The following is a 13599-nucleotide window of genomic DNA, read 5'->3' as shown; positions in this document are numbered from 1 at the left end:
ACGGGTTCCGTTAAGCGCGTCTGATAAAGCGCCATTCAATATTTTTCTACCGGCGACAAATGAGGCAAAAAAGCTTAAAGTAACACGTTTGTAATTGAATGAGCTGCCAAAGCCGCCCGTATATTTAGGGTTGGGGTTACCGGCAATGTATTTATCATCATTAGTGATATTGTAATCGCCATTTACGTCAACATATTTGGGGTCTCCGGCCTGTAATGTTACGCCATAATAGGTTTCCTTTTTGCCGGTAGTGGGGTCTGTAGGTACATCGGCGTTGGTTGCGTAAACACCGTTGGTATGAAACACCCTGTAGCTAAACAAAGGCTCGCCAAGGGTAAGCGTTTTGTAAAACCATGAGTCGCCAAAAAGAAAGTCCCGGTTATTATTTGGCAGTTTGGTAACAAGGTTTTGGTTGATAGATACGTTGAAATTAAAATTCCATTTAAATGGAGATTTCGGGCCCATAACGTTGATGTTTGCGGCAAACTCAAGGCCATGGTTACGGATATCTACATAATTACCTGAGTAGTATTGATAGCCGCTTGTTGCCTGTGCGGGTACGTTATAAAAAAACACATCTTTTGCATCCTTCTGGTACCAGTCAACCGTAATATTAACCCGGCTGTTAAACAGTTCCATATCAGCGCCAAAATCAACCTGGTGGTCTTTTTCCCAACGTACGCTATTACTTGATTTCACGCCGAAACTGGAAAAATTGTTATAATACGGAAAAGGCGAAACGATGGTGGTGCCGTTATATGTACTTGGATAACCGCCCAAATAACCATTAGGTGTAATAGTTCCGTTGGTGCCCACATAGCTGCTGGCATCGGTGCTCAGGGTTTGATATTTTGAATACCACTGGCCGGGGTCTTTACCGTCGATACCATAACTTGCCCTGAATTTTAAAAAGTTAACCACTTTTTTTATCGGGGTAAAAAACGACTCATCAGATGCTATCCAGCCGGCTGCCATAGCAGGGAAGGTACCCCAACGGTACTGTGGGCTATAAATAGACGTAGCATCGCGCCGGAAACTTGCTGTAAACAGGTATTTGCCCGCATAATCATAATTAAGCCTGCCATAGTAGGATTCGGTAGTTTTGCGCGAATAACTTGAACTGGTATTCAGGTTAGTGCCTGCCGGTACGGTTTGCACTGTGTAGATCCCCGAAATATTTATACCTGCTGCAGATGAGTAGTTATAATTATTTTCATAGCTGTACAACGATGCGCCGACTGCAACAATAAACCGGTGTTTCCCAAACTCCTTGTTGTATTGCAATAAGTTTTCGAACGACCACGATGGGCTGCTGCTGACGGTACTATAAGCGGTATTCAGTGTACCATTAAGGATCTGCGGAGAAAAGTAATCGTACTTATCGGTATAATTTGTTGATCCATAGGTACTGTTGAAAGTAAGATTTTTTGCTAAAGTATCTGTCAGATGAACCGAACCAACAATGGTAAATGTACGGTTGTCGTCATAGTAATGGTTTTTACCACTATAAACTGCAACCTGCTCCGGACTAAGCTGCAACAACGAACTGGGAAAGTTCCAGGCAGTAAACAAATAGGCACCCGCTCCCCCAACACCATGGCTTTGCCTTTGCGAACTCATTAACAGGTCAACCGCAACAGACATTTTTTTGATTGGCTGAATGGTAAGGTTTAAATGCGGGGTGATTTTTTCAAGCCCATAACCGTTCAATACGCCTTGTTCATTGTAGTGGTTCACCGATAAACGGTACGATGTTGTGCCTGCATAACCTGCAACAGCAGCGCTTTGGCTATTTATCACGGTAGTTTTCCTGATCAGCAATCCCTGCCAGTCCACATCGTTATTAAAAGCAGGGTTTAAGCTATCCGTTAGCGCCTTCGGGATAACGCCCTGTTGGATATTGTTGTATCCCAACTGGCTTTCAAGTAGTTTCAATTTCAAAGCGCGCTCTGCCGCGCCAGTGGTAACTTTAATTAAATTGGGAGAGGTTGTTACCCCTGCAAATGCCGAAATTGATACCTGTGGCTTACCCCTTTTTGCTTGTTTTGTTTTTACGATAATAACACCGTTACCACCTCTTGCACCATAAATAGCTGCCGCCGAAGCATCCTTCAGTACATCTATTGATTCAATATCGGCTGGGTTAATTAAAGCCAACGGGTTATTATTGCCATATGCTGTTCCTATTGCGTTTACATCAAATATCACCCCGTCAATAACATATAAGGGGCCCGAATTGCCGCCATTGGCATTGCCAAAGTCAACGTTGGTTGATCCACGGATCACGATATTTGTTTTCGCGCCCAGCTCGCCGGTACTTGACAGCACACTTACGCCCGGCAAACGGCCCTGTAGCATCTGGTCAAAACTGGCTTGTGGTATATTGGCAATATCCTTGCCTTTTATTGATGACACAGCTGCTGTAACCTCGCGCCTGCTTTGGCTTTGATAACCAACTACAACCACATCGTTTAGTGATTGCTCATCTACTTGCAGTGTATATGATGTATTTTTATCGCTCGCTTTAACTTCAAGCCGCTTGAAACCTATCAGGCTGATAACAATTGTATTTGAATTGCCTTTAAGTTTAAGCTGAAACGAGCCTTCCATATTGGTTACTGTACCGTTGGAGGGCATTCCTTTTTCCAATACTGTTGCGCCTGCTATTGCCTTTCCTTCTGCGTCTTTTACCTTTCCCTGCGCTGTAATGCCATTGGTTTGAGCGCAAAGGGTGTTAAGGAAACTACAGAATATACAGCACAGAGTAAGGTATAGTATAAGTTTTCTCATGTGTTTGGGGTTTGTTGTAAGTTGAATGTTTGCTAAATATTAGTGATGTGTGCGGGTGCACGGTTGGGTTGATTGCGGTTTTGCCTGTTTGTTTTGTTCATGTCATGTATTGCATTTTTTAATGTTTTATATTTCAAAACAGATTACCATACAGCGCATCATAAACACAAAGGGCATAGCTTATCCAATCCGTGCTATCGGTTAAATGAGTTAAGAAAATTCTTTGTGAGCGGCTGTCTTATATTAACAGAACAAGTGCGTTAAACGCCTGTAATTCATCTGCCCTACAAATTTAATCCCTGAAGTCTCTCTTCTTTTTTAGAAATTACCTTTGTATAAGCCGATTTTCGCTGATATTTAAAAATATGCTTCATGGGCAGGCAAATGATTCTAATTGAATTTGAAACCGTTGAAATTTGAAACCGCCCAAGTAGAAGAGTAAAAGCGCAGGGGTTGCTTATTGGATAACAATGATCAGAAAGTTACCATGAGCGCGGCCTGGAGTAGCGGCACTTAGCTTTATTGACATGATAAAGACCAGTGCAGGAATATTACTGCAACAGAATTGGGATTATAAATACTGATCAGCGCTCAATTTCCAGGAAACGGAAAGTATTAGGTACAGTGGAAATAACCGCAGGTTTTTGCCCGGACACAGACAAGCCAATAATAGCAGTTTTCCGCCTGCCAACCGTATTAGCGGAACTATGGGTATGAAAAACATAATACAGTGCGCCTCCTTCCCCTGTAAACAGGTCGCCGTGACCGCTTCCGTTTTGTCCGGTGTTCTGTCTGCTCAATACCGGATTGCCGGTATATTTTGTCCATGGCCCAAACGGCGTTGCCGAAGTAGAATAACCTACAGCATAATCGATGTTCCTGAAATCATTGGCCGAGTAAAACAAATAATACAGATTACCAAATTTCGTTACTGTAGGCCCTTCTGATACCGGCCAGTTGGAACCCGCCGTGTTTTCCCAGCCTTGTTCTGCATGGATACACTCAGTCAGCGTTGTCGCGTCAATATCGCTCAGGTCATCTTTAAGTCTGGCTACATAAATACGGTTACCCCTGTCAAGGCGCACATGGTACAAGTATAACTTGCCGTTGGTATCTTTAAAAATAAACGGATCTATCTGTTTCCCCGGCTCTGTGATCGGTTGCTGCGCCCGCTGGGTAAACGGCCCGAGCGGACTGTCACTTACTGCTATCGCGATGTGCTCATCAGCAGCATAGGCCATATAATACTTTTGACGGTACTTGAATATCTGCGGTGCCCAGAACCCCTTATCTCCGTAACTGTTACCCTTTATCAAAGCCAGCTGATCATGGCGTTTCCAGTGTTCCAGGTCACCCGAGGTATAAACCTCAAACCCGTCCGGGTTGCCTGTGCCATACAGGTAATAAGTATGATCCTCGTAAAATATGGTCGGATCGGCAAGCCGGATCGTGTCCTTCCTGGTTTGCGCACAAACGGTGTTCATGGCCACAAGGAGAGCTAAAAATAGAAGTTGCTTTTTCATCTGAATCAATAACAATCGGAAACGCGGCTTTTACCGGCCGGAATCATACTAATATTTTGCAATGTTATTTTTTAGCGCGAATATCACCAGCCCGGTCCTTGATTTCAGGTCGAGCTTTTGAAACAGGGCATCCCGGTAGTTATCAATGGTATGCGGGCTCAGGCACATTTTCCCGGCAATGTCTTTATAAGTGAGCTCGGAACAGCACAGTTCTAAAAACCGGAGCTCGTTGGCCGTTAGGTCGGCAACCGGATCGTGGGCTTTTACCTCGTCCTGGATGGAGCGCAGCAATTTACCCGATACCAGGTCATTTAAAAAATAATCATGTTCGGCAATGGTTTTAATAGCGTACATCAAGTCCGATGCGTTTGATTCCTTCAAAACATACCCACCTGCCCCACATTTCAGCATTTTGATGATCGGTTCATCATCTTCAAACATACTTAATGCAAGTACCCTTACCGACGGGTAATTTTGTTTAAGCCATTTGGTAGCCTCATAGCCGTTAACCAGGGGCATGGTAATATCCATCAGCACCACATGGGGTAATGGATGTTTGTCTATTTTCTCCTTCATCACAGCACCATTTGCCGCGTCGAAAACGATCTTAATTTCTTCATTTTCCGAAAGCAGGCTGCTGATCCCCTGGCGAAAAAGGGTATGATCATCCACCACCGCTATCCGGATCTCTTTGTTTTCCATATTTCAGGGGTAAGGTACTACAATTTTAATTTCGGTGCCATTTTGGGCAGCAATACTTACTTCACCACCTATGAGGGCTACCCGCTTACGGATATTGAACAAGCCCATCCCCCTTTTTTCCTTCATCACTTCTTCTTCAACAAAACCCTTTCCGTTATCTTTTATCTTCACCTCCAGGCTTTGCTCATCCTGTTGTACCACCACATCAATGGCCGTGGCTTCGGCATGGCGAACAGCGTTATTTAGTATTTCCTGAAAAATACGGAACAGGATGATCTCTTTATCATGCTGTCCTTCTTTAGGTTCATAATTACTGTTGAATGTGATGGTGTGCAGGTCTGCATTTTTTAAATAATCGAGCTCAAAGGCTATGGCAGCAGCAAGCCCCATGCGGGTGAGCTCCTGCCCGTAAATCAGCCTGGAAAGTTGCCGGAGTTCCTTAATGGCGCGTTTTGCCAGTTGGGAGGCCGAGTCTACTTTTTCGCGCACGCGCAAGGGGTCATCGGGCTTGATGGTGCTAAGTGTAACCGCCGTAAGGCTCAGTAACTGGCCAATATTGTCATGCAAGTGACCGGCAAGGGTTTGCATGGTTTGTTCCTGTACCTCCATCTGGCTTTTCAGCAACTCATTTTCGAAGCTGGTTTTCAGCCATGCCTTTTCCTGTTCATGCCGTTTTTTCCTGTTGTTGTACAGCATCACATAAACAATAAGTGATACCGGCGCTATCAGGAAAATGACGGATGCTAATCCGATGAGGAGGATAAGATCCTTTGACGATATCTGCATATAAAAGCGTACGACCAGCTTAAATACAAAATGATGTTTATGATGCTAAACACAATGTACCTTGCCGAGTGGCCGATGCCCGGCGTTCTGTCCTGAACCAGGTAACTAAAAAAAAGATTGCAGGCAATGCCGGCAAAGTAAAAACAGATGGTGCCATTAACCCACCAAAATGGCGCGTAGGTAAACAGTTGTCTTGATCTTTCTTCCTTAAGCAATAAATAATAAAAATAAACCGATGCCAAAATCAACCCGACCGACATGGTTGTGGATGATGCCGAAACATAGGCGCCAAAATGGTTTTTAACAAGTTCTGCCGAATAAAAGCAAGCAAAAATAATCAGCCAGCCGGTGAGCAGTCTCTGGGTATTGCGATATGTTTTGTACAGGTAATAAAAAAAATAGCTCTGCACCAGGCATTCCAGCAGCAAGAATACGTTGTATATCATAAAGTTGGGCCGGTGCAGTACCGTGCGCACATAAATACCGCAAACCTCAACCAGTACGGTAATCAGCAAAAAGCAGATAAAGAGCCGCCATGCCGGCTCCTTATCTTTGTATAAACACATTAAACTTACTACGAAGCAAAGTGCTTCGCCTGCTGTATTTACCGTTATATAGGCTGACATAGGCTTAATTTATTTATGGCAATAAAGTAGCGCCAGACTTCGCGCAGGTAGCCGGTGGCGGACATAATTCTCCCTGATTTTCGGGTATAGCCATAATAATGCCCCCATTTTTTCCGTCTGCACCTTTAAGATTCTTATAATAATCTGCATGCACCTGGTTCAACGAATCGTAGCGGGTTGAAACCATGATCAGCGTGGCATAATTCATATAAGCGTCTTTTATATTTTTGGTATCAGGCTTTTTAATAGAATCATAAGCGGCCAGGTAAAAGCGGATGCCGTCGCCTTTTTCACTATCTATGCGGTTTATCAGGGCTTTTAATTGCTCTTTGCTGAACCATACAGTGCGTGTATCAGGACGTATTATCCCGCCATGTTTAAAACTATGGGCACGCCCTCCGAAATTTTTCACGAGCCTGCGTGCGGTAGAGTCGTTAATAGTGCCCTTCAACAATTCTGCATCGGCAGAGGTTTGTACATTACTGTTGCTTTGTGGTTTGCATGCGCCTATCGCCAAAGCGATAAATACCGTAATTAAGAATAGATTAGGTGTTTTCATCATTAAAAGGTTGAGTAACCGGGGGATAATTAATTGTGATTTAATTTTTAAATATAAAAGAAATATCTCCCCACAAAGCAATTAATTAATGATTAACCCGGCAAGAGTGAAACCCGCTGTACGCCTGCCTTAAATCCGCCTTTTACCACCCTGTTCCCCACCTGGAATAAAGCATTAAAGCCGCCTGCAATAACCCTTTTTCTGGTCTGTCCCCGCTTTAGGCCGCCATCTACCTTAGCTGCTGTGGATCATCATTCACTTATAAACAAAATCACAATTCATTTAAAAACAAAAAAGACACCCAATTAAACACTTAAAAACATGAAAAACACAGACGTATTCAAGGATTTCGACATGGTTGTAAGTATTACTGAAAAAACCATTAATGACCAGCTTACCCACTTGCTGCGGATGGGCACCATTCATCCCGAACTGATAATCACCCAGGAACTGGATGATGACAGCGGCGAATATAAATTCAAAGTCTACGATTCGCCGGATGACATTCCTCGCAATACCCACGGTGAACCTGAATTAGCTACCATAGATGTGGAGATACACCCCCAGGTTACTATAAGCAGCAGCGGCGAAATTATCACCTTCATATTAAAATTTGTGGGAGGAAATGTTTGGTTTTGGAAGGGACAAGGGCCGAAAGCTAAACTGGTACAATATGATGCAACAGACTGGCAATATGCAGTTGCCATAAATATGGATCTGAAACAACTGCAAAAGGATGATTTGGCAAAGGGCATAAAAGTGCCTGGCTTTGTTGAAGACCAACTAAATAACTTCATGACAAATATGTTTGATATAAACCATTTGTTCATGAATTTCCAGTCGACTGACCTGATGAAATTTGACCCTGATAAAACCCAGGCAGGTGCAGCAAAAGACCTGGGCGTAGAGCAGCTGGTGATTTTCATGAACTTTTATTTGAAATGGCTTACAGCAACAGGCAATCCTTTCATCCTGGGATATAGCATAACACAAAATGATGGAACAAAAGTACCTGATGAAGAGAAGGTGCCCGACAGCATTAAACCAACCGGCACAACCTATACCATGTTTCATGATAATACTTATCAGCATTTAAGTACGCTAAACTTTGCGCTGGTTACCAAGGGCGGTTATAAAACCATAAAAACCAGCGTTGATAAATTTGAAACCAATTGGATCTCGCCAGATGACCAATGCGATGCCAAAATGATCTATGCTGCATCGCGCTTCAGCGAAGAATTTATTTTAAAGCCCCTGTATCAAAGATTGCGCGACCAAACCTATGAAAAAATAAAAAACGATGTGACCTTAGGCCCCAAAAAGGAATATAATGAGGCTAAACAAGCTACCGCAACAGGCTATAAATATGTAATATCCGATTGGAATATCTCAAGCGATATCTACCAAAACTCCTTTGAAGTAAACATCAGCAATCATCCTACAGAAATACATTACGATGTTAAAGGAAGCTTGTTTGTTTACAAAAGGCATGAAAAGGATATGGGGCTATGTACAGCCAGGGCATCGGCAGAAGCGCGAACCGAGTGGAGCGCAAAATTCATCATCAGGGTGGCCAAAGACAAGGATGGTCAACCTACTCTTGAATTTGACCAAAGCTGCGCCGTAGACAAATATGAGCCAAGTAACAGCCAAAATACATGCGCCGACATCTGGGATGGCATAGGTGATATACTCAGCTTTTTAACAAGCATTTTCAGTTTTCTTGGCCTTAACCTCTCGTCGATGTTGCAAGACATTTTCAAAACACAGGTACCGGGATTGGGCAACATTGCTATTGCCTTAGGCAATATGAACGATAGCTTTAACAGCGCTGTTATGCTCCCTGCCGGTGGCGTGTTCTTTTTCAAAAATCCGGTTGCGGATACGCCTGGTAACGTAGCGCTTTCACTCACTTACAAAACAGACTCACAAGTGGAAGTAGAATCAAGAAAATTTGCCCAAAAATTAGCGGAGTTAAGAAGCAAGCGCAAGGTTAATCTCGTTTCGGTTAACTAACAGAAGATTCATTACCCATTTTTTCACCTAAAAATCAAATCAAAATGTTTTCACTTAATAACAACGAGGTATTGAATGATACCGACGTGATAAAACTTGCTGCTAATGGCAAGGCGTTTTCAAATACAGAAGTAACGGTTGTTGCCGAACTGATGAAAAATCAGCAGCACACTTCGCCACTCGATCCCACCGGGAATATTGAAGTGGGGCAGGATGACCAGGGATGGCCGATGATCTTCACCATCGGTACCGATAAAAAATTCTACCTGATGAAGCTGGACAGCTCTGTACAGGGTGGCTACGCAATAATTAATTTAAGCGACAGCCTTGGTACGGACCTGGATGCCGTGACTTTTGCCATGACCCAGGACAGTAAAGGAAAAATTTCCATTTCACTTGCAATGGCTAAAAAATCGGGCGGGGATACCCTGATCTTCACAGCTTCGCGCCTTTCAAATAATTTCGCGGAAACCGACTGGGCAAACTTCTCATCGTTATCCCGCAAAATTGAGGGCGTAGAGGCGGCGTTTAAAGTTGAGCAAATGCTGATGAGCATTAGTGATGATGGCAAGGCACCGGTGAGCATAGTTGCAGGTAACCTTAAGGGCTACAAATACTACTACCTGCTGGATGGAGCAGCCGGTGCCCGCAAATATGAGTTCCCGGAAGATGTAAAACAACACCCGGATAGCCTGAAGGATATTGCCATAGGTTATGCATTTGGGCAAACAGGGATCTTTTTTATATATGATATCGGCGAAAGCCAAACTCTTGCCTGTACTACCATTGCCGATGCCAGCTTAGGATCGTTAAGTTATGATTATAGCCCGGGCAATGCCAAAATACCCGAACCGTTTCGTCATCTTACCTATAACTGTATCAGCACGCCCACAGGATCAAAAAACAAAGCCATCTCTATATGCTCCGACATTTTTGTGGGCTCTCCAACGGGCGTGTATTGCTTTAAAAATGCTGCCATAAATAAATGCGAACTGGTAACTGATAAAATAAAAGATGTTCACGAACTAACCGTAAGGCAGGATAAAGACAGCATAGTGGTATGGGCATCAACCGCGGGCAATAAGCTGTACTACATATATGGCAAAAGGGAGGCAAAAGGCGAAAAATATGTATGGAATGATCCGGTACTGTTTAAGGAGGATGTACTGCATATCGCACCAATACGTAACACCGAACGGCAAGGAAATGAGCTGTTCCTGGTAACCCAAGATAAAAGCATCCAGCATTACTGGCAGGATAGTGGTTCGACACTATGGAGGCAGCAGGTAATTAATGTACCCGACCAAAACGACGTTATTGAGTTTAATTCGTACACCACGCACTTACATTTCGAGGATGACAAGGGGAAGGTATTGGTTGAAGAAATGGTAAAGATCACCGCTTCGGAGTGGGTGTATGTAACCATTAATGGTTTCGTGTACAGTCTTGACCAGGGTAGCTGCGCGGAAGTAAGCACCGACATTATGGGCAACGTTACCATTATCACCATGACCGAGGATATTGCCTGCCCTATTTACCACCTTACCGCCGACTGGCTGGATAAAACACTTAACATTTATCCCAACGGTAAAATAACCAAAGGGCTGGCAAACATCAAATCGGCAGCCGATTTAAAGGGGGCAAAAACAGAAGAAGGTAAGCCGGTATTATCCAACAGCAGTTATGATGATGAAACATTAAACGCGGTAGCCGGTAATATTTCGCAACTTGCAGATAAAGGGCATGAACTGAAGAGCGGTAACCGCAACGCTTCCAACCCATATACATTCACGGCAGTTGAAAATAAAGGAGTATTGCATACAGGCCGGTTTGCTATTAACAGCCTGCCCGAAAATTTTGTACTGAGCTATGGAACTTCGGGAGCATTGGCGCTTACGGCCGCACCAGGCGATATTTTTAGCGACATCATCAATTTTGCCGGGGATGCCCTGCATTATCTGTCAGAGTTTGTTAATACTTCGATAGCGGCTATCAGACAAGGGTTGATCGTACTTGAAAACGGGATCCAGTTTGTATTGAAAAAAATTGACGAGGGCTTACAGTTTGTACTGGCCATAGGCGATAAAATACTCAACATTGTATTAGATACACTCGGAGCCGTGTTTAAAGCCCTTAACTGGGTATTGAAGCTGATAGGCATCGACCTTGAAAAAATACTGGAATGGTTAGGCAAGCTGCTTGGATGGACCGACATTCTTGAAACCAGCGACAAGATCTGCGATATGATCAATAACGGTTTCGATATTATTGAAGGCACTGCTGATGTGATGAGTGATAAAATTGCAGGGATCTTCCGTGATATTGAAATTGCAATTGGAGGCGAAGATCTTGTCAACAAGCTGGGCGATACCGGTAAAACTAACAAAACAGACGGACGAAGCGGCCCTATACAAAACCCGGCTGCCAACTGGACTACCTACCATCTGGTTCATGGCAAGTCATCGCCAACGCTATACGCCGGTAATGACAGTTTTACTGAAGAGCTTGAACGGGTTTTTAAAGATCTGCTTGAGAAGGAAATTTTCACCGCGGGGAAAGCCATTGAAATGATCGGCGATTTGCTTAGTCATATCACAACCGATTCTATTGGCGAAACAATAACCCGCTTATTGCAAATTATTGCTGTTACCGTACTCGAAGAGGTAAAGCATGGCATTTTAGCTTTATTGAGCCTTTTAAAGCTCCTGCTTAATGCTATTAAAGCTGCAGTGAACGCCAAAATGGATATTCCGATACTAAGCGGGCTTTTAAAACTGATCCTCGGAGGCCGCGAACTTACAGTACTTCGTGTTGTTTCTATAATGATTGCTATACCTGTACGGATTATTTACAGAATAGCGACCGGCGACGCGTTTCCGCATGAGCAAATGTCGGTTATGGATGTAAACGTAGTAAACACTATTCTTAAAGAAAATGTAGGCGTACAATCAATGGTTGTTGCAGGCGAAATGGATCTAATGGCAGAACCAACGGAAGACAAAGTGTACCAAAGCGCATATGGGTTAATGGTCGCTTACGAAGTGGCCCATTCACTTGAAATAACCTTCGGCTCATTTGAATTGTTTACCTATTTAACAAGTGGAGCACCGACACCAGGGGGCTGGCAACAAAATCTGCAAGACAACAAGAAATGGTTTGGAAGATTTAAATCCTTATTTTCTTTACTTAGTACGACATTAAGTATAGGTAATTTGGTGGATCTCCATATGGAAAACAAAGATAGCAAGTCACTGACAATTACTAATGTTACCCCTTATGAATGGACTCACTTAGCCTTCTCTATATTTAAGTCGTTATGTGGTTTTGCGGGAGCATCATCAGCAGACAAAGTAAAGACGTGGGCTCGTGGCCTTTCCTCAGCGAGTTCCGTTGCTTTAACCGTAATTCTTGCTATACTATATGCTGGTGAAGAAAAAACAAGGTCAAATAATCTTCGTTTTACATCAAATCTATTTTTCAACCTATACAAAATGGTACTGGATTGTCCTTTCAAGGTAGGCAATCCGAAGGCTGCTGCGGTTATTAGCGGGGGTAATGCTTTGCTAGGATTCACCCACGTTGGCCTGGTAGCTCACCGTTGGAATACTGACAATGATGACAATGTGAGTTTTAAAATCATATAGGCTCACCGGTAGGCAGGGGATAGTTTCAGCTCCATTCGGCTGTTCTGTCTCAAGGCTAATTCAAGCACCTTTTCTAAGGTCCCAAGTCTTTCGATTTGGGACCTTTTAGGCCACGTGGATTTGCATTATTGATATAACGATTATGCTATCTAAGCTGTTGTTTCCTTTTCTTCAGATCATCTTGATTTGATCCGGCTTAAGGTTTCCGGCGACATATTAAGATATGAGGCCACTACTTTATTGGATAAGCGCTGAACAACCTCGGGGTTACGTTCCAGCAACTCACGGTAACGGAGCTCAGCATCTTTCGTTATTTCCCGCTGAAAGATCTGCAGGTTATTGATATAAGCATTCTCCAGATAATTGCGATAAAATTTTTCCCAGGCAGGTATCACGTTCAAAAGATAATAAAAATCTTTACGGGTTATCCGTAATGCTTCCGTTTCTTCCATAGCCTGGATATATTCAAACGAAGGGGATTCGGTTATAAAACTGGCAAGCCCCGTTGCAAATTGTTGTTCAAAGGCCAGATGACGGGTAGTTTCCTGTCCATCCTCCTTAATAAAGAAAATACGAAGGCATCCCTTTACAATAAAATTCATGTGCCTGCTTACCTGTCCCTCATTCACCAGCAATGTGTGCTTTTGAAACTTCTCATACTTAAAATGTTCAAGTACCAGGGCAAGCTGTTCATCCGTTAAAAAAATGATCGTTTTGATATAGTCTGCCAGGCTTTGCTTTATGATCATATGGTTTCTATTATTGCCTCATTCTTATTTTTATAAACGGTTTTATCCTTTTTATATTCCAGGTAAGCCAGTAAAGCACTGGTAGCGGCTGTTACAGCACCTAACATGTAAATATTGCTATAGTGACCTTGTCCTGCTATAAGGCCTGCAATTGGCGCGGTAAGCCCCATACCCAAATCAAAAAAAGCATTGTAAGCGGCCATA

The 13599-nt window shown here is 43.3% G+C and carries 10 protein-coding genes; 2 read left to right on the top strand and 8 right to left on the bottom strand.

The genetic code is table 11. From position 1 onward, the window contains the following. The 6 genes from VF500_RS24680 to VF500_RS24655 all read right to left on the bottom strand — a co-directional run. Positions 1 to 2790 (bottom strand): SusC/RagA family TonB-linked outer membrane protein (locus tag VF500_RS24680; protein WP_330862224.1); only part of this gene is annotated, 2790 nt, incomplete at its 3' end. A gap of 584 nt (positions 2791 to 3374) precedes the next feature. Continuing rightward, complete coding sequence (locus tag VF500_RS24675; RefSeq protein ID WP_330862223.1) at positions 3375 to 4313, bottom strand: glycoside hydrolase family 43 protein; 939 nt, start codon at positions 4311 to 4313, stop codon at positions 3375 to 3377. Between the two features lie 48 nt (positions 4314 to 4361). After that, positions 4362 to 5015, bottom strand: a complete 654-nt coding sequence (locus VF500_RS24670; RefSeq protein ID WP_330862222.1) for a response regulator transcription factor — start codon at positions 5013 to 5015, stop codon at positions 4362 to 4364. Positions 5016 to 5018: 3 nt separating this feature from the next. Continuing rightward, positions 5019 to 5801 (bottom strand): sensor histidine kinase, encoded by a 783-nt coding sequence (locus tag VF500_RS24665; protein WP_330862221.1) that lies wholly within the window; start codon positions 5799 to 5801, stop codon positions 5019 to 5021. Next, complete coding sequence (locus VF500_RS24660) at positions 5759 to 6427, bottom strand: hypothetical protein (RefSeq protein ID WP_330862220.1); 669 nt, start codon at positions 6425 to 6427, stop codon at positions 5759 to 5761. Before VF500_RS24660 ends, VF500_RS24665 begins: the two co-directional genes overlap by 43 nt. Before the next feature lie 13 nt (positions 6428 to 6440). After that, on the bottom strand, positions 6441 to 6986 hold the full coding sequence (locus VF500_RS24655) for a hypothetical protein (protein ID WP_330862219.1): 546 nt from the start codon (positions 6984 to 6986) through the stop codon (positions 6441 to 6443). Positions 6987 to 7307: 321 nt separating this feature from the next. Between VF500_RS24655 and VF500_RS24650 the strand changes: the two genes are divergently transcribed. After that, the gene (locus VF500_RS24650; protein ID WP_330862218.1) at positions 7308 to 9002 is read left to right on the top strand and encodes a hypothetical protein; all 1695 of its coding nucleotides are present in this window, start codon (positions 7308 to 7310) and stop codon (positions 9000 to 9002) included. 44 nt (positions 9003 to 9046) lie between these two features. Beyond that, positions 9047 to 12646 carry a hypothetical protein gene (locus VF500_RS24645; protein ID WP_330862217.1) on the top strand — a complete coding sequence of 1200 codons (3600 nt, stop codon included), beginning with the start codon at positions 9047 to 9049 and terminating at the stop codon, positions 12644 to 12646. A 176-nt stretch (positions 12647 to 12822) separates the two neighbouring features. Here the strand turns inward: VF500_RS24645 and VF500_RS24640 are convergent, their stop codons facing one another. Together VF500_RS24640 and VF500_RS24635 are read right to left on the bottom strand one after the other, a co-directional pair. Further along, entirely contained in the window at positions 12823 to 13395 is a 573-nt protein-coding gene (locus tag VF500_RS24640) for a Crp/Fnr family transcriptional regulator (RefSeq protein ID WP_330862216.1), read from the bottom strand. Further along, a partial coding sequence (locus tag VF500_RS24635) for a hypothetical protein (protein ID WP_330862215.1) occupies positions 13392 to 13599 on the bottom strand: 208 nt, incomplete at its 5' end. The genes VF500_RS24640 and VF500_RS24635, both read right to left, overlap by 4 nt.

The sequence above is a fragment of the Mucilaginibacter sp. genome (assembly GCF_036383575.1).
Lineage (GTDB): Bacteria > Bacteroidota > Bacteroidia > Sphingobacteriales > Sphingobacteriaceae > Mucilaginibacter.
The sequence above is the reverse complement of the archived record's forward strand: the minus strand, read 5'-3'. Positions and strand labels throughout refer to the sequence as shown.